This is a genomic window from Streptomyces sp. Tek67B01 (assembly GCF_055231995.1).
On the sequence record NZ_JBUYUY010000001.1, the window covers coordinates 6528699 to 6549407 of the forward strand.

22 protein-coding genes and 1 pseudogene are annotated in these 20709 nt (G+C 72.3%); 13 read left to right on the forward strand and 10 right to left on the reverse strand.

All coding sequences use genetic code 11. The features are described from left to right. Nucleotides 1-58: 58 nt before the first annotated feature. Genes ACV7NM_RS29600 through ACV7NM_RS29610 form a run of 3 tightly spaced genes read right to left on the reverse strand, consistent with a single transcriptional unit; the run spans nt 59 to nt 4147 of the window. Nucleotides 59-1249, reverse strand: a complete 1191-nt coding sequence (locus tag ACV7NM_RS29600; RefSeq protein WP_463413168.1) for an NAD(P)/FAD-dependent oxidoreductase — start codon at nt 1247-1249, stop codon at nt 59-61. Further along, complete coding sequence (locus tag ACV7NM_RS29605; RefSeq protein ID WP_463413169.1) at nt 1246-2643, reverse strand: FAD-dependent oxidoreductase; 1398 nt, start codon at nt 2641-2643, stop codon at nt 1246-1248. Before ACV7NM_RS29605 ends, ACV7NM_RS29600 begins: the two co-directional genes overlap by 4 nt. 37 nt (nt 2644-2680) lie before the next feature. Continuing rightward, a complete protein-coding gene (locus tag ACV7NM_RS29610) occupies nt 2681-4147 on the reverse strand; it encodes an FGGY family carbohydrate kinase (protein WP_463413170.1) in 1467 nt (488 codons plus the stop codon). 443 nt (nt 4148-4590) lie between these two features. Between ACV7NM_RS29610 and ACV7NM_RS29615 the strand changes: the two genes are divergently transcribed. From ACV7NM_RS29615 to ACV7NM_RS29635, 5 genes and pseudogenes are all read left to right on the forward strand, one after another. Continuing rightward, on the forward strand, nt 4591-5571 hold the full coding sequence (locus tag ACV7NM_RS29615) for a hypothetical protein (RefSeq protein WP_463413171.1): 981 nt from the start codon (nt 4591-4593) through the stop codon (nt 5569-5571). 85 nt (nt 5572-5656) lie between these two features. Continuing rightward, complete coding sequence (locus tag ACV7NM_RS29620; protein WP_463413172.1) at nt 5657-7189, forward strand: amino acid permease; 1533 nt, start codon at nt 5657-5659, stop codon at nt 7187-7189. 127 nt (nt 7190-7316) lie between these two features. Then, entirely contained in the window at nt 7317-8867 is a 1551-nt protein-coding gene (locus tag ACV7NM_RS29625) for a hypothetical protein (RefSeq protein ID WP_463413173.1), read from the forward strand. Further along, a pseudogene (locus ACV7NM_RS29630) lies at nt 8842-9207 on the forward strand (hypothetical protein); the annotation flags it as partial. The gene ACV7NM_RS29625 and the pseudogene ACV7NM_RS29630, both read left to right, overlap by 26 nt. A 95-nt stretch (nt 9208-9302) precedes the next feature. After that, nucleotides 9303-10940, forward strand: coding sequence for a serine/threonine-protein kinase (locus ACV7NM_RS29635; protein WP_463413174.1), 1638 nt, complete (start codon nt 9303-9305; stop codon nt 10938-10940). Here ACV7NM_RS29635 and ACV7NM_RS29640 read toward each other — a convergent pair. Both ACV7NM_RS29640 and ACV7NM_RS29645 read right to left on the reverse strand, forming a co-directional pair. After that, nucleotides 10906-12096 carry a serine hydrolase domain-containing protein gene (locus tag ACV7NM_RS29640; RefSeq protein WP_463414109.1) on the reverse strand — a complete coding sequence of 397 codons (1191 nt, stop codon included), beginning with the start codon at nt 12094-12096 and terminating at the stop codon, nt 10906-10908. The genes ACV7NM_RS29635 and ACV7NM_RS29640 overlap by 35 nt on opposite strands. Before the next feature lie 87 nt (nt 12097-12183). Next, nucleotides 12184-12495, reverse strand: coding sequence for an alpha/beta hydrolase (locus ACV7NM_RS29645; RefSeq protein WP_463414110.1), 312 nt, complete (start codon nt 12493-12495; stop codon nt 12184-12186). Here ACV7NM_RS29645 and ACV7NM_RS29650 point away from each other — a divergent pair. Both ACV7NM_RS29650 and ACV7NM_RS29655 read left to right on the forward strand, forming a co-directional pair. Further along, complete coding sequence (locus ACV7NM_RS29650) at nt 12482-13099, forward strand: hypothetical protein (protein WP_463414161.1); 618 nt, start codon at nt 12482-12484, stop codon at nt 13097-13099. The genes ACV7NM_RS29645 and ACV7NM_RS29650 overlap by 14 nt on opposite strands. 227 nt (nt 13100-13326) lie before the next feature. Continuing rightward, nucleotides 13327-13482 carry a helix-turn-helix domain-containing protein gene (locus ACV7NM_RS29655; RefSeq protein ID WP_463414111.1) on the forward strand — a complete coding sequence of 52 codons (156 nt, stop codon included), beginning with the start codon at nt 13327-13329 and terminating at the stop codon, nt 13480-13482. A gap of 83 nt (nt 13483-13565) precedes the next feature. On the opposite strand, the gene ACV7NM_RS29660 is transcribed toward ACV7NM_RS29655, so the two are convergent. Then, entirely contained in the window at nt 13566-14690 is a 1125-nt protein-coding gene (locus tag ACV7NM_RS29660) for an alpha/beta hydrolase (protein ID WP_463413175.1), read from the reverse strand. A 259-nt stretch (nt 14691-14949) separates the two neighbouring features. Beyond that, the gene (locus tag ACV7NM_RS29665; protein WP_463413176.1) at nt 14950-15582 is read right to left on the reverse strand and encodes a TetR/AcrR family transcriptional regulator; all 633 of its coding nucleotides are present in this window, start codon (nt 15580-15582) and stop codon (nt 14950-14952) included. Nucleotides 15583-15685: 103 nt separating this feature from the next. On the opposite strand from ACV7NM_RS29665, the gene ACV7NM_RS29670 reads away from it, so the two are divergent. Next, nucleotides 15686-16399, forward strand: coding sequence for a hypothetical protein (locus ACV7NM_RS29670; RefSeq protein WP_463413177.1), 714 nt, complete (start codon nt 15686-15688; stop codon nt 16397-16399). A gap of 72 nt (nt 16400-16471) precedes the next feature. Here the strand turns inward: ACV7NM_RS29670 and ACV7NM_RS29675 are convergent, their stop codons facing one another. Then, the gene (locus ACV7NM_RS29675) at nt 16472-16672 is read right to left on the reverse strand and encodes a hypothetical protein (protein ID WP_463413178.1); all 201 of its coding nucleotides are present in this window, start codon (nt 16670-16672) and stop codon (nt 16472-16474) included. A gap of 171 nt (nt 16673-16843) precedes the next feature. Further along, nucleotides 16844-17290, reverse strand: coding sequence for a molybdopterin-dependent oxidoreductase (locus ACV7NM_RS29680; protein ID WP_463413179.1), 447 nt, complete (start codon nt 17288-17290; stop codon nt 16844-16846). Nucleotides 17291-17413: 123 nt separating this feature from the next. Between ACV7NM_RS29680 and ACV7NM_RS29685 the strand changes: the two genes are divergently transcribed. Then, entirely contained in the window at nt 17414-18049 is a 636-nt protein-coding gene (locus tag ACV7NM_RS29685; protein ID WP_463413180.1) for a hypothetical protein, read from the forward strand. A 10-nt stretch (nt 18050-18059) separates the two neighbouring features. Continuing rightward, nucleotides 18060-18347, forward strand: a complete 288-nt coding sequence (locus ACV7NM_RS29690; protein WP_463413181.1) for a PucR family transcriptional regulator — start codon at nt 18060-18062, stop codon at nt 18345-18347. 22 nt (nt 18348-18369) lie between these two features. Here ACV7NM_RS29690 and ACV7NM_RS29695 read toward each other — a convergent pair whose 3' ends face one another. Next, nucleotides 18370-18789, reverse strand: coding sequence for a TOBE domain-containing protein (locus ACV7NM_RS29695; RefSeq protein ID WP_463413182.1), 420 nt, complete (start codon nt 18787-18789; stop codon nt 18370-18372). Between the two features lie 175 nt (nt 18790-18964). Here ACV7NM_RS29695 and ACV7NM_RS29700 point away from each other — a divergent pair, with 175 nt between their 5' ends. The 3 genes from ACV7NM_RS29700 to ACV7NM_RS29710 all read left to right on the forward strand — a co-directional run bounded on the left by ACV7NM_RS29700 (nt 18965) and on the right by ACV7NM_RS29710 (nt 20621). Then, nucleotides 18965-19351, forward strand: a complete 387-nt coding sequence (locus ACV7NM_RS29700) for a hypothetical protein (protein ID WP_463413183.1) — start codon at nt 18965-18967, stop codon at nt 19349-19351. A gap of 204 nt (nt 19352-19555) precedes the next feature. Next, nucleotides 19556-19915: a peptidase inhibitor family I36 protein gene (locus ACV7NM_RS29705; RefSeq protein ID WP_463413184.1), complete on the forward strand. Its 360-nt coding sequence runs from the start codon at nt 19556-19558 to the stop codon at nt 19913-19915. Between the two features lie 142 nt (nt 19916-20057). Continuing rightward, on the forward strand, nt 20058-20621 hold the full coding sequence (locus ACV7NM_RS29710) for a nitroreductase family protein (RefSeq protein WP_463413185.1): 564 nt from the start codon (nt 20058-20060) through the stop codon (nt 20619-20621). The last annotated feature ends 88 nt before the right edge of the window (nt 20622-20709 follow it).

Sequence of the window (20709 nt, forward strand, 5' to 3'; positions counted from 1 at the left end):
GGCCGTCAAAACAGGCCGTACGCATGTCAGTTGGCACAGCCGCCGCCGGCGCCTGCCGTCAGCCGGCCCGCACCACGACCGGTCCGCCCGCGCGGTCGACCCGGGCCGTCCACGCCGGCGGCACGCGCAGCGACCGCGACGGTGACACCCGGCCCGGGAACCGGCGGTGCCACAGCAGCCGGCCGTCCTGGTCGACCGTCACCACCGGGGAGGTCAGCGGCTCCCCGGAGCGCAGCAGCAGCGGCCGCTCCGCGAGGCCCGTGACCCGGTTCGGCGTCACCCACACCAGCGGCGCCCGCACCACCAGCGGCGGGCCGGGCTCCGGCCACGGGACGCCCGACAGGTGGGCCAGCACCCCCGCGGCCGCGGCGACCCCCTCCGCGGCGGCGGTGGCGGCGCTCTCGACGCCTCGCAGGACGTTGCCCACAGCGAAGACGCCGGGCACCGACGTACGGAACGACGCGTCCACGCACGGGCCCCGGGTGCCGGGGTCCAGGCCGACGCCGCCGCGCCGGGCCAATTCGTGGTCGGGAATCCAATCGCCGGTGAAGACCACCGTGTCGCAGGCGAGAACGCCCGACCGACCGTCCTCACGGCGCACGGACACGCCCGACAGACGGCCCCTGCCGTGCAGTTCGGTCACCGACGTCGACGTGAGCAGTACGACGCCCGGCAGGGCGGCGCCACGCGCGTGCCCGGTGACCATCGCCACGACCTCCGCGCCCGCCCGGCGCAGCGTACGCACCGCGTGCCTGGCCACCGGTTCGGCGCCCACCACCACGGCCCGCCGACCGACCGGCTGCCCGTACAGGTGGACCGACTGTTGCAGCTCCCCGGTGGTCATCACCCCCGCCGGACGGGAGCCCGGCACCAGCCGGGCGCTGCGGGGGCGCTCCCGGGCACCCGTGGCGAGGACGACGGCCCGGGCCGTGATCCGCTCCAACCCCGCCGGGCTCGTGGCCTCCAGGGACAGCGGGCCGGCCCAACCGGTGGCGGTGACGCCGGTACGGACCGAGGCCCCCGCCCCGACCGCGTCCCGCACCGCCTGCCGCGCGTACCGCGGCCCGCGCAGCCAGGGGCGGGGCGGCCACCCGAATCCGCCGTGGTCACAGTGGCGCGGCATGCCTCCCGCGTCCTGCTCGCGTTCCAGGACCTCCACCCGCCCGGCGCCCGCGCCCGCGAGCCGGGCGGCGAGGGCCAGGCCGGCGGGCCCGGCGCCGACGAGCAGGACATCGACCGTACGGTTCACCGGCGGCCCTCCTCGAACAGCGCGCGGACGGCGGCGCCGCAGTGGAAGCCCTGACAGCGACCGCCCCGTGCCCGCGTGCGGCGCCGCAGGCCGTCCGGTGAGGCCGGTGGGACGGTGGAGGCGAGCGCGTCGCGGATCTCGCCCCGCGTCACCCGCTCGCAGTGGCAGACGATCCTGCCGTACTCCGGGTCCGTCGCGATCAACTCCGCGTCCCGGTAGGGCCGGAGGAACGCCTCGCCCAGGTTGGGCATCCGCACCGGCTCCAACTCCCGCGCGCCCGTCACCGGCAGGCCGCCGTCGGCGAGCAGCGCGACCACATGGGCGGCGATGGCCATGGAGGCGGTCAGACCCGTCGAGCGGATGCCGCCCACGGTGACGTACCGCTGCTCCGGGTGGGCCCGGACGGCGTAGTCCTCGGACGCGGTGGCGGCCCGCAATCCGGCGTACACGGCCGTGATCTCCTCTTCGAGGAGCGCCGGCAGGATGCGCCGGCCCTTCTCCCGCAACAGCGCGAGCCCCTCGGCGGACGAGCCCGTCGCCGTCTTGTCGTCCAGGTCCTCGGCGGTCGGCCCGAGCAGCACGTTGCCGTACACCGTCGGCGTCACCAGCACCCCCTTGCCGAGTGCGCCGGGCACCGGCAGGAGGATGTGGCGCACCAGGGGGCGGGCGAGTTCGTCGAAGACGATCAGCTGGCCCCGCCGGGGGGTCACCGTGAAGTCCGCGTGGCCGAGGAGCCGGTCGACCGCGTCGGCGTACAGGCCCGCGGCGTTGACCAGGTGACGGGTGCGCAGGGGGCCCCGGCCGGTGAGCAGGAGGTGCGGATCGCCCGGGACGACGGAGTCGACCCGGCAGCCGAGGTGGAGGTCGGTGCCGGCGCGGACGGCCTGTGTGGCGTAGGCGAGCGTGGTCGTCCAGGGGCAGATGACGGATTCCCCGGGCACGTCGAGTGCCCCCAGCACCCCGGCGCCGAGCTCCGGCTCGCGGGCCCGTACCTCTTCGGCCGGGATGACGCGGGCCGAGCGGTAACCGTTGCGTACGGCCTTGTCGGCGAGGCCCGGCAGCGCCGCCAGCTGTTCCTCGTCCCAGGCCACGAGGAGCGCCCCGAGCGGTTCCACCGGGATTCCGCTGTCGGCGGCGTACGCGGCGAGCCGCCGCTGTCCCTCGCGGACGAGCCGGGACTCCAGCGAGCCGGGAACCGCGTCGAAACCGGTGTGGAGGATGGCGGTGTTGGCCTTGGAGGTGCCGTCGCCGACATCGTCGGAGGCCTCGACCAAGGCGATCCGCAGCGGGAGCCGGGACAGTTCGCGGGCGATGGCCGAGCCCACCACCCCGGCGCCGATGACCGTCACGTCGTACACCCCGCCGGGCAACGAGCCGCCGGTGGTGACGCTCATACGGGGCCGCCGGACAGGACGCCGCGGTCGTCGTCGGTCACGCGGGGACGCCGGCGGTCGTCGACGGTCCTGCGGGGCCGTCGAGCAGCGCCGATACCGCCGCACGGAACCGGGCGCGGCGCTCCGTGGCCTGCCCGGAGCCGATCTTCGGCTCGTAGACGGCGGACGGCTTCCACTCCGGGACGGCCTCCTCGACGGTGAGCGCCGGGTCGAGCCCCAAGCGGGCGACCGCGCCGACGCCGAGCGCGGTGGCGTCCGGCAGCGCCGACACCTCGACGGGGATCTGGAGCAGGTCCGCCTGGGTCTGCATGAGCAGCGCGGACCGGGTCAGGCCTCCGTCGACGCGCAGGGTGGTGAGCGGCGCCCCCAGATCGCCGGCCACCGCGTCCGAGAGCTCCGCCACTTGGGCGGCGATACCGTCGCACAGGGCGCGCACCAGGTGGCCGGCCGTGGTGTCGAGTCCCAGACCGGTGACCGAGCCGCGTAGATCGCCCCGCCACCAGGGGGCGGCGAGTCCGGCGAGCGCGGGGACGAAGGTGACACCGCCCGCGTCGCGCACGCCGCCGCCCACGGTGTCGATGTCCTCGGCCCCGGAGATCACGCCTAGATCGGTCAGCCAGCGGACGGCGGAGGCGGCCGTGTACACCTGTCCGTCCAGGCAGTAGCTGGTGCGTCCGGCGAGCCGCCAGGCCACGCAACCGACCAGGCCGCGGGCGCTGCGGCGGGGCAGCGGGCCGGTCTGCGCCAGCAGGAACGCGCCGGTGCCGTAAGTGCACTTGGCGGTACCGGACTCGGTGGCGCGCTGGGCGAGCAGCGCCGCCTGCTGGTCGACGAGCAGCCCGGTCAGCGGCAGCGCGGGTCCGAAGGCGGTGGTGGTGCCGACGCGGGTGTCCGAGTCGACGATCTCGGGCAGTCGCTCCCCGCCGAGGCCGAAGGCGTCGAGCGCCGCCGGCGACCATCGCACGGTGTCGAGGTCGAGCAACTGGGTGCGGCCCGCCGTCGCGGCGTCGGTGACGAACGCACCGGTGAGGCGGTGTACCAGCCACGCGTCGCTGGTCGTGACGACGCCGTCCCGGGTCAGGTGGCGGCGTATCCAGGCCATCTTGGGCGCGGCGAAATAGGGATCGAGCGGCAGGCCGGTCGTCTCCCGCAACAACGGTTCGTGCGGTGCGAGTTCGGTACACAGCTGCGCGGCGCGCCGGTCCTGCCAGACGATCGCGTCGGTGAGCGGCTCACCGCTCGCCGGGTCCCAGGCGAGAACGGTCTCGCCCTGGTTGGCCAGGCCCACTGCGACGACTGGCTCACCGGCCGCGGCCAGCGCCGCCCGCCCGGCGGCGAGGACCGAGTCCAGCAGCTCGCGGGGATCGACCTCGACCCGCCCGCCCGGCAGGTACCGGGGCCGTACGTGCGCGGAGGCCGATCCGATGACGCCGCGAACGGGACATACGACGAGGGCCTTGGTTCCCGAGGTGCCCTGGTCGACAGCGAGCACCGGGCCCGTCATCACCACTCCGTCCCGCTGTGCGTCCTGATCGTTCGCGTCTTGATCGTTCCGACCGGTCGTCGGATCGTCGGATCGTCGCTCGGAAGCCTCCATCAGCGGACGTCGCTCGTCAAGATCCACCCGGCTTCGGTAGGGGTGCTGACGCGAAGTCATATGGTGCTCCTGGCCGGTTACTTACGTTCGAACAAGAATCTGGATGTGTAACCGTCCCGTCGCCCTATAGTGATCGCCGATCAACGGGAAGGACGCCGACTGCGGGTCGACGTCGAGGACGCAGAGCGCGCTTCGCGCGCGGCTCTCGTGATTCCCGGCACGGCACGGTACGGCCGCAGCGCTGCGGCCCGGCGCCGGACGGACCCATCTCCCTACCCGATCCGAGGACCGATGACCACGACCACCGCAGGACGCACCCGTCCGGGCCGCCCGTCGACCGGGACGAGGTGATGGCGGGCGGCGACTTCCGGCCCGTCTACCACCCCGCCGGCCACGACAAGGAGCTGCGCGTCGCCGTGCAGGACCTGCGCACCGGCCGCTGGGTGTCGATGGCGCGCTTGCTGGAACGGACGGACGGCTGGGGGCTGTGGACCCAGCGCACCCAGGTCCTCGCCGCGGTCGCCGCCGGCTCCGACGTGGTCCAGGCGTGGCTCACCGAGGAACCGCACAGTGTCGCCGCGACCGTGATGCACACGCGCGTCGCCGTCGAACGGGCCGTCCGCGCCCACCGCGCCGGACACCCCCGCACCCACGAGCTGTGGCAGGAAGCCTGGAGCGGCTGCCGGGACACCGCCGGTCTGTCCCCCGCCGACCCCGTGCCATGGGTCTGCCTGCTCGCCCTCGCGCCCCTCGACGAACACCGCCGGATGGACGAGCACCGGCTCGCGCCGCCCGGCCCGATGCTGCCCCCCGGCCCCTGGGGCATCCTCGCCGAGGCCGACAAGCGCGACCCGCACAACCGCGAGGCGTACCACCGCATGCTCCAGTTCGTGTACGCGGGCAACCCCGGACCGCTCTCCGAGGCCGCCAACTTCGTGTACTGGGCCGCCGGTTCCGCGCCCTCCGGATCCGCCGTACACGTCCTGCCGCTCTACGTACGGGTCGAGCGCTACCGCCGCGAACGCGGCCAGGAAAGGGCCCTCGACCTGCACTGGGTCGCAGAGGACGCCGCCCGCGACGCCGGCCACGCCCTGGACCGCTGGTACCACCACGCCGACCCGCGGCACGCCTCCCCGCTCGACCTCAACCACCTCGCCCACGCCCTGTGGGGAGCCCTCCGGTTCGACGAGGCGGCCCGCGTCTTCGACGCGATCGGCCCGTACTGGACCCCCTCGCCGTGGGCCTACCGGACCCGCTCGCCGGCCGACCAGGCACAGGCCGAGGAGGTGTTCCTGCAGGCCAGGTCACGCAGCCTGGCCGGCCGGGACTGACCGCTCCGTCCCCCCGGATTCACCCAGGCTCCGCCCCCGCTCACCGTCCCCGTGCCCCACCACCCACCCACCCGGAGGTACCACCATGTCCCGAACCGCATGGGCAGCCCACCAGGGCCGCACCGCCCCACACCCACAGGACGAGGAGGAGCGGCTCAGAGAACTCGGCTACCAGCCCGTCCTCGCCCGTCGTATGGGGGGGTTCGGCAACTTCGCCATCAGCTTCTCCGTCATATCCGTCCTCTCCGGGTGCATGACCCTCTACGGCTTCGGGCTCGGCACCGGCGGTCCGGCCGTGATGATGTGGGGCTGGGCCGGCGTCGGCCTCTTCGTGCTCTGCGTCGGTCTCGCCCTGGCCGAGGTGACCAGCGCCTACCCCACATCGGGGGCGCTCTACTACATGGCCGACCGGCTCGGGGGACGCCGCTGGGGCTGGTACACGGGCTGGCTGAACCTCCTCGGCCTGCTCGGCGCGATCGCCGGGATCGACTACGGCGCCGCCCTGTTCACCGGCGCCTTCCTCAACCTCCAGTTCGGCTTCGTACCCACCTCCGGGTCGACCTTCCTGATCTTCCTGTGCATCCTGCTGCTGCACGCCGCGCTCAACCTGTTCGGCGTCCGCCTCGTCAGCCTGCTCAACTCCGTCAGCGTCTGGTGGCACCTGGGCGGCGTCGCCCTGATCGTCGGCGCCCTGGCCATCGTCCCCGACCACCACAGGTCGCCCTCGTTCGTCTTCACCGAGTTCGTCAACGACACCGGTTGGACCAACCCGCTCTACGTGGCCGCGATCGGTCTGCTGCTCGCCCAGTACACCTTCTCCGGCTACGACGCCTCCGCGCACCTCTCGGAGGAGACCTCGAACGCCTCCGTCTCCGCCGCCCGGGGCATCGTCCGGTCCATCTGGGTCTCCTGGATCGCCGGATTCGCCCTCCTCGCCGGGCTCACCTTCGCCATCCAGGACTACGCGGCCGTCCAGGACAGCGCCACGGGAGTCCCGCCCGCCCAGATCTTCCTCGACGCGCTCGGCTCCGGCGGCGCCAGTGCCCTGCTCCTCGTCGTCATCGTCGCGCAGATCTTCTGCGGCAACGCCGAAGTGGCCGCCGCGAGCCGGATGGTCTTCGCGTTCAGCCGTGACAACGCGCTCCCCGGCTCCTCCCTGTGGCGCAAGGTCAGCGGCCGTACGCAGACGCCGGTCCCCGCCGTCTGGCTGTCCGTCGTCGTCGCGGGCGTGCTCGCCCTGCCGTCGCTGTGGTCCGCCACCGCCTACGGGGCCGTGACCGCCATCAACGTCATCGGCATCACGCCCGCCTACGCCATCCCGATCTACCTGCGGCTGCGCGCCGGCAAGCGCTTCCAGCCCGGCCCGTGGAACCTGGGCCGCTGGAGCAGGCCGATCGGCTGGATCGCCGTCGTCTGGGTGGCGGTGGTCACCGTACTGTTCTGCCTGCCGCAGAAGTCGCCGGTGACCGTCGACTCCATGAACTACGCGGTGTACGCCCTGGCGGTGGTACTCGTACTCGCCAGCGTGTGGTGGTTCGTCGCCCGACGCTCCTACGGGACCCCGGCGGCCTACGGGAACGCCCGCGAGCAGGCGGAGATCGCCGAGGGCATCGTCTGATCCGCGCCGCCTCCAGCCCCCCGCCACCGACCGCCCGGCCCGCCGGGCGGGCACACGTGGTGCCCCGGACTGCTGACACGCGCCGACGCGGCGTGGACAATCGGGGAAACGACGTCGGGGGGCGCTGATGGGCCGGGCATTGCGGTGGGGCACAGGGATATTTCTGGCGGGTCTCGCGCTCTGGTACGGCTCGTACTACACCACGATCGTGGTCTGGGAGCTTCGCAAGATGCTCGCCTGGCTGGCCGCGCCGCTCCTGGCGTCCGTCACCGCCGGGGTGCTTTGGCTCGGCGTGAGGACGCTCCGCCGGAAGTCGTCCGGAGGGCAGCGGCGCGGCGCGGCCGGGGGAGCCGCGGCGGTTGCCCTCGCCTGGCTCGGCGGCGTCCTCGGCCTGGGCCTCGCTATCTGGTGGCTGGTGTACGGCGCGTACCTCCAGGACCGGGAGTACATGCATGACGTCCGGGTCGTGTCCGAGCCGGTGCCCGAACTGACGCCCCGCGCCCCCTACCTCGTCGGCAAGGCGCAGGCCGCCCCCCACCTGGGCGATGTGACCGGTGAGATCTCGGACGTCACCTACCTGCCCGACTCGGACCGGTTCGCGACCCTGGTCGAGCGGCGCGGCTGGCTGGCCGGATACGAGGTCGGCCTGGTGCAGGAGATTCCCCTCGGCGGGAACAGCCGCAACCAGGAACGCTGTGCGTTCGACGTGGATCGGGCCGACGCCCGGATCGGCGGCTGGTTCACCCACAACCTCGGCCGGAAGATCTCGGACCAGAAGCGCTGGGTGCGCTTCGAGGCGTCCGACGCCTACGTGACCTGCTCGGGCGGTACCCCGATCGTGGTCGTCCCCCTCAAGCGCCAGACCGGCATCCTCGTGGTGACCGAACGCCCGGCCGGGGTGGCGCTCTACGACGGACGGACCGGAAAGGTCACGATCACCACCGACACGGCCGCGGTGCCCGGCCCGTCCTATCCACTGAGCCTCGCCTCCCGGCAGCGCGAGGCAGCGACCGCGGTCGGCGGCTTCAGCGACTGGTGGTTCGAGCGCAGCGGCTGGGACGCCTCCGAGGACGGTGCCAACGAGGGCAACGACTCGGAGTTCACGCTCCGGTACCGCGACGCGACCGGAGACAGCGCCTACGTCACCCCCCTCACCCCGCAGGGGGAGGCCAGCTCGGTCGTGGCCGTGTCGACGGTCCCGACCCGCCAACAGGGCGGTGGCCTGGCACCGATGACCGTGCACCGGCTCGACCCGACGTGGTCGTCGCCGAAGGCACTCGTCGAGCTGGTCAAGGCCGAGTACCGGGACGTCTGCTGCTACAACGAGGACCGGGTGTTCGAGGTCGTCCCGACCGGCGGCAGCACGTGGACCGCCACCATCGGCAGCGAACAGAACATCCGCTACCGGGTGGAGGGCCGAGGTCAGGTGGCCGGTCGGGAGGCGACCTGCCTCAAGGCCGCCGACGGGACACTCATCAGGTGCGCGTACGCGGCACCCGGATCGCCGGAGGAAGCCGAACTCAAACGCCGCGAGCAGGAGAAGCAGAAACCGAAGGAGGAGGGCACGGCGCCACCGGGCGAAGTCGACCTCAACGGCTACACCCCCGAGCAACTCGCGGACCTGCAAAAGCGCTTGTCCGACGAGTTCGTGCGCCGCCTCAAGAACGGCGGCACCTGACACCGGCGGGCACACCCCGTCCGGCGGTACCGGTTCGGGCGGTACGGGGTTCGGGCGGCACCGGTTCAGCGAACTGGGTCGATCCGACCAGACGTTCGTCGTGGACGTCCTGGTCCGCGCGGGCGGTGTCGAGCGCCGCGCCACGGCCCGGGGCCGGGACATCTACGCGGTCACCGCGCCGCCGGCGGTGGAGGCCGTGCGGCGCGTCCTCGCCGGACGGACCCGTACGACGGGGCTGGCCTCGGCCGGGGCGATGTTCGACGCGGCGGACTTCCTCCGGGCCCTGGAGCCGCACCTGTCCGTCGAACTCTCGCATTTCCGGCGGGAGGTGCCCGCGTAGCGAGCGGCCGCCGTGATCGTGGCTTTACTCTGGTGCCGCCAGAGGGCTTTTGACGAGCGGGTTGCGAAACGGAGTGTGCGGTGCCGACGGGGGAGATGAACGATGAGCTGGTCGGCAAGACACTGGGGGGCCGCTACCGGGTGACGGCGATGATCGGCCGCGGCGGAATGGGAGTGGTGGCCCGGGCCCAGGACACGCTGCTGGGCCGCGAGGTCGCCGTGAAGGTCCTGCGCGCATACACCGACGCGGGAGGTCCCGAACTCGCCGATCTGCGCACCCGGATGCAACGCGAGGCGCAAGCCGCGGCCCGCATCCGGCACGACGGCGTGGTCACCGTGCACGACGTGACCTCGGAACAAGGCCTGCCCGTCATCGTGATGGAGCTGGTCGAGGGGCCCTCCCTCGACGACGTCCTGACCGAGCGCGGCCCCCTGGACCCGTACGAGGCGGCTGCGATCGGCGCCAAGCTGATGGACGCCCTTGACGCCGCGCACCGCGCGGGGGTCCTGCACCGGGACGTGAAGCCGGGCAACGTGCTGCTGGAGCACGGCGGCCGGGTCGTGCTCACCGACTTCGGCATCGCCACCATGGACGGCCCGGGCGACGAGTCCCTCGCCAAGCTGACGCGCAGCGGCGAACTCGTCGGATCCCTGGACTACCTGCCGCCCGAGCGCGCACAGGGGCAGGAGCCCGGCCCGGCCTCCGACATCTGGTCGCTCGGCATGACGCTGTACGCGGCCGTGGAAGGCACCTCGCCGTTCCGCCGCACCTCCGTGTGGTCCACCCTGTCGGCGATCGTCGCGGACCCGTTGCCCGAGCCCCGCCGGGCGGGACCGCTCGGCCCGGTGCTGCGAGCACTCATGGCGAAGGATCCCGCTCACCGTCCCACGGCCGACCAAGCGCGCGCGATGCTGGCGGAGACGGCCGAGAACCGTGCGCCCGGTGGGACCCCGTCGCCGGCCACGGCCGCCGTGGCGACGCCGACGCACCCGTTCCTCGCGGCGCCGGCTCCCGGCTTCGGCCCGCCTCCCGCCTTCGGTCCCGCCCCCACGGCCGGCGTCGTTCCCGGATCCCTCCACCAGCCTTACCCGGAGCCGGGGCGCCCCCGTCACGTCCCGGTCTCCGGGCCCCCCGCGCCCCCGCCGCGGGGGGCTTCGGCAGCCGGCTCCGCGCGGGGCCGCGGCCGTACCGTCGTCGCGGTGACCGCCGCCGTCGCCGTACTCGCGGCGGGCGGGGTCGCGTACGCCCTCACCGGCGGGCACGGCGGTGGAAAGGGCGGCCGGGCGCCGGCGGCACTGCCCGCGACCACACCCTCGACGGGCGGCGGACGCCCGGCGAAGACGGCTCCGGGCGCCCCTCCCTCGCGGGCCGGCGCGACGCGGTCGGCCCAGCCGTCCCCGTCGGGCCCGGCCGGCGCCCACGGGGCGACTCCGAGCGCGTCGGCGGGCCGGCCCAGTCCCGTACCGACGGCCTGCGGCGGGTGGAGCCACAAGGACCCGAGCCCGGGCAGCTACGCCTACATGGTCGGCGACTACCACCTGGAGACCGGCCCCTACCAGACGTGCCCCGCCGTCACCCTGGCGAAGTCCGGCACCAAGGTCTGGTACCACTGCTACGTCGTCAACGCGCACGGCAACAAATGGACGTACGTCCGGATCGACGGGACGAACACCGCCGGCTGGATGTCCAACGACAACCTCACCCGTCAGAAGGGCCCCTCGACCCCGTGCTGAGCGTCGAGGCCCGCGAGGCGCCCTCGGTCCGGGTCCCGCCGCCCAACGCCTGCTGATACAGCTCCGCCAGCGCGTCGTCGATGGGATGGCGCCGCGGCTTCCCCGAGGAGTCCCGCTCGTTCCACCTCGCGAGGTTGACGGCCACGGACATCTGCCGCTTCCCGTCGGCGCGGGTCAAGGACACCGTCCCCGCTCCCCAGGCCGAGCCGTCGTGACCCCAGAAAGTGCCACCGCCCTCGACCACGACCTTGTGCAGGCCGAGGCCGTACTCGATCGTCGTCCCGTCCAGGGCGCGGACCGGGACCGTGCGCCGCATCTCGGCCAGCGACGACCGGTCGACGATCCTGCCGGCGAGCAGCCTGCCGTAGAACCGGTTGAGATCCTCCATCATCGACACCAGAGCCGCTGCCGGCCCGACCCAGGACATGTCGTAGACGCTGTAGTCGCGCGGCGGGTCGATCAAGCCGTACAGCGCCTCGTACATGCGCGGGTGCGGTCCCTCGATCCGTGGGCCGGACGGAAACCCGGTGTGCCGCAACCCGGCACGTTCGATGACCTCGCGAGTGATGTACTCCTCGGCCGTGGTGCCGGTCACCTGCTGCAACAGCTGCGCGAGCAAAAGGTAGTTGGTGTTGGAGTAGACCCCCGTAGGGTCCCCGGGCTCGCCGGTGGCCGGCGCCGCGACCCCCATCTCGATCAGCTCGGTCGGGTGGAACCGCCTGAACCGGTTGTCGTCCACGCTCTCCGGAGAGATGTCCGACAGGGAAGGGAACCCGCGGAAGGACGGGAAGGCGTATGACAGGTAGTCCCTGAGGCCGCTGGTGTGGTTGAGCAGCATCCGCACCGTGATCCTTTTGCCGCGCTCTCCCGGTACGAAACGCGGCAGGAGCTCGCCGATCGGCGCGTCGAGGCCGATCAGGCCCTGCTCGACCTGGTGCATGATCGCGACGGCGGTGAAGGTCTTGGTGATGCTGCCGACGCGGTGGCGCATGTCGGGCGTGACCGGACGACCGGTCCCCACGTCGGCGACCCCGCAGGCGCCGCTCCATGTCCGACCGCCGTCGCGCACCTCGGCGAACACCCCCGGCATTCCCGCGCGGTGGACGGCCTCCAAGGCCGACTCCAACTCCTCGTGCGTCTCCGGCCTTTCGTGCATGCTCAACTGCTCGTGCGTCTCCGGCTCCTCGCGCGTTTCCGGCTTCCCCGGCATCCTCGACTCCTCGTTTCCGTCGATGTCCACGGCTCACCCGGCCAGACCGCGGCGCAGCGCCGCACCGAGTTCGGCGTTCTGTCGTTGCGAGACCTCGGCCGAGACGATCGCCTGTGAGCCGTGGAACGTGCCGGGCCACTGGTGGATCTCGACCGACACGCCCGCCTGTAGCAGGCGCATCGGGTAGGTGAGGTCCTCGTCGCGGTTCGGGCATAGCTCCGCGGTGGCGATGTAGGCCGGTGGTAGCCCCGCCAGATCGGCGGCCCGCGCGGGGGCGGCGTACGGCGTGGCGGCCGTCGGGCCCAGATAGTGCCGCCACGACGCGGTGACCTTGTCGCGATCCATCCACGGCGACTCGGTGAAGTGCCGCGCGGACCACGTCTCCTGCCGGTCGTCCAGCCCCGCGGCCGCGCTGGCGCTGCGGGCGCGCGGCCTGGCCGAATGCGTCGCCGGGATACGGCTCCACGGCACCGGGCACACGACCCGCGTCTCGCCCCACGGCACCCCGGCGTCCACCCCGCCGGCGCCCGCCTCCACCACGGTGGCGATCACCCTCGACGAGGAGGAGATCGGCACCGTATGGCTGGAACGCCCCGGGCCCCCCAACCCGCTCGACGACGTTTTGCTGGACCGGCTGGCGATCGCCGCCGCGGCCGTCGCGGAGCGGTACGGCCCGGCCCGTACCACCATGGCCGATCCCGCCCTCGTCGAACTCGTGATCAGCCCCGACGCCGACGAGGCGGCCGGAGCCCGGGCACTACGGCTGCTCGGTTTCGCCGCCGACCAGTCGGTCCACGTCGTGGCCGTACGGTCGCAGCTCCCACTCGACCGGATCAGTGGCCTGATCTGCCCCGGCCGCCCGGTGAAGGCGGCACCACTCGCCGACGTGGGCGTCATCCTGGCCGGCGCCGTCGACCCGGCCCGGTTCCCGGCAGGGGCGCGGGCATAGGCGCCGCCGGCAGCCCCCACCGGTCCTGGCGACAGGCCCGAACCGCCCTCCGCTTCACCACCCCGCGCGAACCCGTCATCCGCCACACGGACCTCGGCGCGCTGGCGCTCCTCGCCGAGACACCTCCGGACGCGCTGCGCGAGAACCCGGACGTCGCCGCCCTCGTCCGACTCGGCGACAGCCCGGAGGACCTGGAGACCCTCGACGCCTACTGCGCCACCGGGTCCCTGCGCCGGGCCGCCGGCCTCCTTCACCTGCACCACAGCAGCGTCGCCCGACGACTGGAACAGATCGGCAAGGCCGTCGGCATCGACCTGACCGAGCCCACCGGACTCACCCGCGCCAGACTCGCCCTCACCGCACGGCGGTTGCTCGACGACTGAAACGGGGTAGACGGCCTCCGCCACGGGTATGCGCGGCCTCGTCCACGAAATGCGCGGCTTGCGCCACGACATGAGCGCTCGGGTCAGTCACGGCCGATGCGGTTGCTGATCCACTCCAACGCCGGCGGGATCTCCCGCCGCCAGGTGGCGAAGTTGTGACCGCCGTGGTCGAGGGTGATCGACGAGACGCGGGCGGGGCCCTTCACCTTCTCGATGAACTTCTGCGTGGGCTTGAAGTTCGCCTCGCCCTGCGTCGAGGTCGTCACGAGGAAGGACGTCTTGCCTTGCGGCAGGTGGTCCAGGCCCCAGAGCAGGTCCGAGCGACGCTCCTCGGCGCCGTTGCCGTGGAACAGGTCACCGGAGTAGGCGTCGACCTCAGGCTTGTAGTCCGCCGAGAGGCCCACCCCGGCCGAGTAGCTCTCCGGGTGCTGCAGCGCGAGCTTCAGCGCGCAGTAGCCTCCGGTGGAATCGCCCATGACGGCCCAGCCGCGGGCGGCGCCGCCGGCGTGCTGGGGGGCGGTGCGGTAGGTGGCCGACACCGCCTTCGGGAGGTCGGTGCCGAAGAAGGTCTCGCTCTGCGGGCCGCCCGGGACGTCGATGCACTGGGTGTTGCGTGCCGATTCGGTGGTGGGCCGCAGCATCACGAGGATCATCGGCCGGGTCTTCTTCTCCTTGACCAGGGACCACGCCTTCTTCGGATAGTCCAGGCCCTTGATCAGGTTCTCCGCCATGCCCGGGAATCCGGTGAGGACGACGGTGGTCGGGAACTTCTTGTCCTCGTTCCCCTTCTGGAAGTACTCGGGGGGCAGGTACACGTACGCGGGAACGTCGACCGCCGAGCGTGCGCCGTGCACCATGACCTTCTCGATCGCGCCGGCCACCTGCGGCGGCCCGCCGCCGGGCGTGCCGGTCGCCTGCCGGCCGAGCACCCGTACGGGCTTGTCGGCGGCGGCCCGGCCGGGCGGGGGCGCCGGCTGGGAGTGGCCCGCCAATTCGGCCCAGGACCCGTACAGCAGGAAGGTGCGGTTCGCGACGAGCCCGACGGTGGCCAGGAGCAGCACCTGTATCAGGCACAGCAGCCCCACTCGTCCCGCCACCCGTCTCCAGCCCCGCCCCGCGAGCCGGGGCCACCACCGGACCACCGCGGCGAAGGTGAGGACGAGGACGAGTAGGGCGATGAGCAGGGGGGTGGCACTTGTCAGACTCACGGTTCGGTAAAGCCTCTGCGTCGTATCGGAACGGACCGCCGCCGGCGGCTCGGCCGCACCCTGTCGCGGTGCGCGTCAGGGTAGACAGGCGTAAGCGGTGATCCGTTCCACCGCGCGCCACTTCGATCGATCGGGTGGGGCTCCCCACCCACTGGTTCAAGGGCAGTGGCATGGTCCACGGCATCCGCCCGCGCGACGGCCGCGCCAAGTGCCATTGATTCCGCCGGCCCCGCCCGGCCCCGCCCGGCCGGGGGCTTCGTCAGGGCGTCTCCGTCAGGAGCGTTCCGAGGCCCGCGCACAGGAGCCGCACGCTGCGCACGTACTTCTCGTCCTCCCCGAGGGCCGAAGCGACGGAGACGGTCAGCGGGAACCGCTCCCGCAGGGCGACGCCCTCCTCGACGCCGATGGCCACGGAGGGAGATTCGCTCTGCTCCTGGAGGACGAACCCGGTGACGTGGCTGAGCAGGGCGTCCGCCCCGACGCCCGCGTGTTCGGCGGGAACGCCGGCATCGCGCAGGCATTCCAGCAGTCGCTCCATGAGGCCCAGCGCCCCGTCGCTGAGTACCTTGGGGCTGTCCGCGAACATCACCGCCCCGCCGGGGTGGCGCCGGAGGGTGCCCCGCAACGCGACCAGTTGGGCCTCGACGCGTTCCTGCCAGCGTGCGCCGGGGCCCAGTACGGCCAGGGCGGCGGTCCCCGCCTCGTAGGCCTGCCGGGCGACGCGGTCCGCCATCAGCCGGACCAGGGCGCTCTTGCTGGGCACGTGGTAGTAGAGACTCCCGGCGTGGACGTCGAGCCGCTGGGCCACCCTGCGCATGGACAGGCCGTGGTAGCCCGTTTCCGCGAAGACCGCCATGCCCGCGTCGATGATCCGCTCCGCTGTCAGCTTCATGGAGCCAGCCTACCCCGCTTTTCAAACACTGTTTGAATTCGTCCGTTCGGGCGGCTACTGTCGTCCTCGACCAAGCGACGGGGATTGAAGGGGGGTGGTGACGATGGACGCACTGGTGTTCAACGTGACCACGGCGGCACTGATGGTTTTGATGTTCAAGGGCGGACTGGCGCTGTTGGGCGAGGGCACTTTGAGAGGGCGTCGTACGCCTTGGGCCGCGGTGGGGCTCACCGTCCTCGTCGTCGCCGGGCTGGTGACGCAGCTCTGCTGGTCGGGCGCGATGGACGCCCTCGACGGCGACCCGGCCAAGTCCGGATGGTGGCGCGTCATCACCTCGGTCTTCATGCAGAACGGCGGCCTGTTCGGGGACGCGTGGAACCTCGCGACGATCGCCGTCATCGCCGCGCTCGCCGAATGGTTCTGGGGCGGCCCCCTCATGCTGGGCCTCTTCGCCGCCGGGATCCTCCTGCCGACCTACATCGACAAGCTGTTCGGAGAGACTGCCCACAGCACCGACCCCCGCAACTTCGCGGGCAGTTCCGGCGCCACCTACTTCCTCGCCGCGACGCTCGCCGCACCCCTCCTGCTGCGCGCCCTGCGCTCCGGCCGGGACGGGGTGAACGTGAAGGAAGCCCTGCTCGCCCTCGGCGCGCCCGTGCTGGGTCTGATCATGTGGTTCGCCCAGTCCAACGGTCACGGCCTGGTGGCCGTGTACGGCTTCCTCCTCGGCGCCGTGGCCTGCGTCCTGCCCCGCCCCTGGACCCGGCGTCCCGCTCAGACCGTTCGAGACGAAGGCGAGCCGTCGTCGGCCCGATGACCCGGCGGTGAACCTGCCGACCCGTGGCGATGCCCCTTGCCGTCCGGCAAGGGGCATCGCGGGTCGCCACCGTCAGTTGTTGGAGCCGACCGTGTTGTCGTGGCCCGCGTTGAACACGTCGTCGGCCGCGAACTGGAGCCAGTTGCCGAAGGTGAACGTGTAAGCGGGCTCGGGCTGGTAGTTGACGTTCACATCGGCGGCGGCGGCGGACGCGCCCCCGAGGATGACGACACCGGCGGCGACGAGGGTGACAAGAGCACGTACGGATCGCATGAATCCACCTTTTTCGAGCGGGAAAGGAACACCCCAGAAGGTAGGGAGGGCCCGCCCCGATGTCTCGCCGCCGCCTCGTGCTGGGGCAACTGCAAGCCGAATGGCCGAGCCGGTGGCCCGTTGGGCGGCTCTCGCACCGGCGGGCTGAAGCGGCTACGGCCACCCGTGTCGCTACGCGCCGAGGCTCGGCGGCGACAGGGCGCCGAACCACACGTGGGTGACGGCGCTGATGTAGCGCGCCCCGCACCGGTCCGAGGGCACCACCAGTTGGCAGCCCGCGTCGTCCAGGTCCTCCCCGTCGAGGCGGGTGGCCAGCAGGACCGGGCTCCCGCCGAAGTCGGTGTCCAGTTCGGCCCAGGACAGGACGGTGTGGTGCCCGTCCCCGCCGCTGACCGCGAGCAGGAAACGGCTTCGGTCCTTCCTCCGCCGGGCGTCGAAGGCCGGCCCCGCGTCCGCGACCACGTGACGGAGCAAGGGACCTTCGAACACATGGTGTTGGGGGCCGTTCGTCGCGCAGTCGAAGGTGACCGCCGCGCGGTGCTGTGCCCAGTCCCGCAGGTCGGCGACGCTCAGGGTCGCCGGGTGGTCCAGGTCGCCGTGCAGCATGAGTTTGGCCATGCCTACGTCATGCCCGACGCCACGAGTGTCGGAACCTCATTTGCCGGCTTGATAGCCTAATGGGACTCGCAAGTGTCAGCCATTCATGCGTTACTCCCTCGCATTTTCTGATCACTGGCGTCCGTGCCCGCGACCACCAGCTTCCGCGCCGTGACCGAGGCGGTGTACCTGCGCCAATGGGGAGACCTCAGCCGCCGCCCGATCCGCAACCGGGTCTTCACCCTGCCCGAGGACGTGCGCGGCGAACTGAGCCGGCTCCTCGCGCGCGGGGCCGGCCCCGCCGAACTGCCGGACCGGGCCTGCGCCCATCTGGGCCCGGTGCCCTGCTACCTGCTCACCGCCAGCGGCCGCACCGTGGCCCGCACCCCGGCCGCGCCCCGGATGGCGGCCCGACAGGCGGTGTCCGCACCCGCGCGGGGCGGGGTCCTCCTGCGCGTCGAAGCCGAGAGCTCCCCGTACGACGCCTGGCACTTGCACCTCCCCGACCCGGACGCGGCCCCGCCCCGGGTACTCCACGAGATCGCCGAGGTCCTCGCCCAGTACCGCGACGAACAGATGCGCCGCCGGGCCGCCGCCGAACGGTTGCCGGCCCGGGAGCTGTTCGCACTGCTGGAAGGCGAGGGGCCGGTGGCCGCTGCTCCAGGCGTGCGCGTGCCCGAAGACGGACCTGCGCCTGGGCGTCGGCGCGCCGGCCGCCGCGACGGAGGAACTGCGCGCTTCGCTGAGGCAGGCCCGGTTCGCCCTCGCCGCCACGGATGAGGAGGTGCCGGTGCGGGGAGTCGAGCAGTTGAACACCCTCGAAGAACTACTGGCGGGCGTGCTGCACGAGGTGCGGACCGTATTCGGGGCCCGGACGCTGGGGCCCCTGGGGGACGGGATGCTGCGCGAGACCCTGGAGGTCTTCCTGGCCAACAACTGCTCCTGGACGCGCACGGCGGAGGCCCTGCACCTGCACACGGTGCACTACCGGATCGAGAGGGTGCAGGCCCTCACCGGCCGCGACCTCACCCGCCTCGACCACAAGGTCGACCTGTACGCGGCGCTGCGCTGCGGCTGACGAGCCGTCGGGCACGCGTTCCTCAGCCGCCGGGTCGATTCCGCGAGGGCACGTCGATGTGGACGTCGGTGGACTTCACCCGGGCTGTGACGGTGACGCCGACCGCGATCCCGAACTCCTCGACCGGCTCCCGGGTCGGCACGGAGACGACGCGGTGCGGGCCGGGCTGGATCTCGACCCGGGCCGCCACGTCGTCGAGCCGTACGGCGGTGACGATTCCGGCGAAGGAGTTCCGCAGGGACGTGACGGCAGCGCCGGGCGGCAGGGGATGCAGCCCGGCGGCGCGCTCCCGCGCGAGCGAGGCGAGGACCGCGCCGTCGACGGACCGGGCACCTTCCGGCGTGCGGTGGGAGGACAGTCCGCGCGAGTCGACCCACCGACGGACTGTCTCGGGGCTCACGCGCAGCAGATCGGCGGCCTGCCCGATGGAATACGACGGCACGCGCGCAGCCTAGTGGGTGCCCGACCTGCTTCCGCCGCCGGTGCCGCGATCGGTGGGGTGGGCCGAACAGGACGGATAATGGCTACCCCTGGGTCACCCCTGGGCTGCCGCTGCCGCTGCCGCTGCCGCCGTCGGTTGGCGGCCGGCACGTAGCGCATCGAGAGAGTGAAGAGTCATGACGTTGAAGGAAGGCCGGCGGGTGAAGCTGGCGGTGGACATCGGGCTGACCGACGCGGTCGCCATGGTGGAGGGTTCCCCGACGGGGTCCGTCGCCGGGTTCCTGATCCTTGCGGCGGGGACCGAGGGCACCGTGGACCGGGTGGTGGGGGAGCGGGACCCGGGCGCGGAGGTCCGCGAGTACGAGCGGCTCACCTCGCTCCTCGATTCCTTCGGCCACGACATGCCGCCGGAGAGCAAGAGGCAGTTGGAGGAGAAGGTCGCCTCCCTGGAGCCGTCGTGGGCCGCGCATCAGGAGCACGGCGCGGGCGTCACGGTTCGCGTCCGCTTCGACAACGGCTTCGTTCTCGACGGCGCACGGGACGACGTCTTCACCTCCGTCTGACGTCGGCGCCGTCCGGCGCCGGCTCCGCCGCCGCTGAACGCCACTGAACGTTGCTGGGGCGCACGCGCCGGATGAGGCCGGTGTGGAGGGGAAAGACAGCTATACGGCTGATTCCTCGCCGAACCAGTGGGGATGTCCCCGTTCTCGCACATCTCCCGCCTGAGGCGAGGACGATGGGAGAACCGGCTCGGCGAGGAGGAACCAATGAGGACACGTCACTTATGGGCACGCCACCCGCGCACCTGGGTGGTCTTCGGGGCGGTGGTACTGACCACACTCGCCACCACGACGCCCGCCCAGGCACTACCGGCATGCCCTGCCAACGCGATCTGTTTGTGGAGGTTCCAGGACGGGACCGGGGACCTCTACGTGTGGCGCGGCGGATACGTGGACCTGCCCGCCAAGTTCGTCGACCACGTCTATTCCTTCCGGGCCAACAGGACGGGGGCGTTCATCGACTGGGTGAAGGGCAAGGAGTGCCACGCGGTCCGCAAGGGGGACTACGGCAGCAACTACGGGCAGCGCTTCGGGTCCAAGATGGATGCGGTCGGCGACAACTGCTGAGCGTTTACGGTCTGTTGCTGTGAATGTTTCGCCCGGCCGGGTGCGGTGCGGGCGGAGGTCGGCACCGCACGACGCGTTCGGAACCGCCTGATGGGTCGCCCTGATCGGAAATGGATCACCGAGACGCGCAGTTGTACGGGACGTGTCTCACGATCCCCATCGGACCGACCGTGTCCACTCCCTTCTGGCCGACCGTTTCAGCCCCTACGCCTTCGACCCGTCCGGCCGCGTCGACGACCGCACCCTCCACCTGCTCCTCGAAGCCGCCCGGTGGGCACCTTCCGCCGGGAATTCACAACCGTGGGGCTTCCTGGCCGCCAGGCCCGGCGAGCCGGATTACGCCCGGGTCCTTCCTCACCTTGCGCCCAGCTCCCTCCGGTGGGCGAAGGACGCGGGCCTGCTCGTCGTCGCGTTGACGCGCCGCTACGTCGACGACTCCCCGCTCCTGTACTCGGAGTTCGCCGACTACGACCTCGGGCAGGCCGTCGCCCACCTGAGCGTCCAGGCCCAGGCGATGGGACTGGCCACCCACCAGTTCCGGGCGTTCGACCTCGAAGCCCTCACCAAGGAGCTGCGACCCAACCCCGGCTGGGAGATCGTTTCCATGATCGCGATAGGGGAGGCGGCCGACGCACCCTCACCCGTGCGTCAGCGCCGCAGCGCCGGCGACCTCCGCACCGCGCCTTGGACGACGCCGACGACGTGACCCGTACCTGCTCCCTGCCGGCGAATGGTGACGGACCCGACCCGTCCCGAACCAGTCCCGAACCGGCCGCGAACCAGTCCCGAACCGG

Bases quoted from the DNA above. Each gene is read 5' to 3' on its own strand.
- ACV7NM_RS29615 (WP_463413171.1), top strand. From the start codon at position 4,591: ATGGCGGGCGGCGACTTCCGGCCCGTCTACCACCCCGCCGGCCACGAC.
- ACV7NM_RS29675 (WP_463413178.1), bottom strand. From the start codon at position 16,672: ATGCGATCCGTACGTGCTCTTGTCACCCTCGTCGCCGCCGGTGTCGTC.
- ACV7NM_RS29700 (WP_463413183.1), top strand. From the start codon at position 18,965: ATGACGTTGAAGGAAGGCCGGCGGGTGAAGCTGGCGGTGGACATCGGG.
- ACV7NM_RS29680 (WP_463413179.1), bottom strand. From the start codon at position 17,290: ATGGCCAAACTCATGCTGCACGGCGACCTGGACCACCCGGCGACCCTG.
- ACV7NM_RS29610 (WP_463413170.1), bottom strand. From the start codon at position 4,147: ATGACGGGCCCGGTGCTCGCTGTCGACCAGGGCACCTCGGGAACCAAG.
- ACV7NM_RS29605 (WP_463413169.1), bottom strand. From the start codon at position 2,643: ATGAGCGTCACCACCGGCGGCTCGTTGCCCGGCGGGGTGTACGACGTG.
- ACV7NM_RS29705 (WP_463413184.1), top strand. From the start codon at position 19,556: ATGAGGACACGTCACTTATGGGCACGCCACCCGCGCACCTGGGTGGTC.
- ACV7NM_RS29645 (WP_463414110.1), bottom strand. From the start codon at position 12,495: ATGGATCGCGACAAGGTCACCGCGTCGTGGCGGCACTATCTGGGCCCG.
- ACV7NM_RS29640 (WP_463414109.1), bottom strand. From the start codon at position 12,096: ATGCACGAAAGGCCGGAGACGCACGAGGAGTTGGAGTCGGCCTTGGAG.
- ACV7NM_RS29620 (WP_463413172.1), top strand. From the start codon at position 5,657: ATGTCCCGAACCGCATGGGCAGCCCACCAGGGCCGCACCGCCCCACAC.
- ACV7NM_RS29635 (WP_463413174.1), top strand. From the start codon at position 9,303: ATGAACGATGAGCTGGTCGGCAAGACACTGGGGGGCCGCTACCGGGTG.
- ACV7NM_RS29625 (WP_463413173.1), top strand. From the start codon at position 7,317: ATGGGCCGGGCATTGCGGTGGGGCACAGGGATATTTCTGGCGGGTCTC.
- ACV7NM_RS29670 (WP_463413177.1), top strand. From the start codon at position 15,686: ATGGACGCACTGGTGTTCAACGTGACCACGGCGGCACTGATGGTTTTG.
- ACV7NM_RS29665 (WP_463413176.1), bottom strand. From the start codon at position 15,582: ATGAAGCTGACAGCGGAGCGGATCATCGACGCGGGCATGGCGGTCTTC.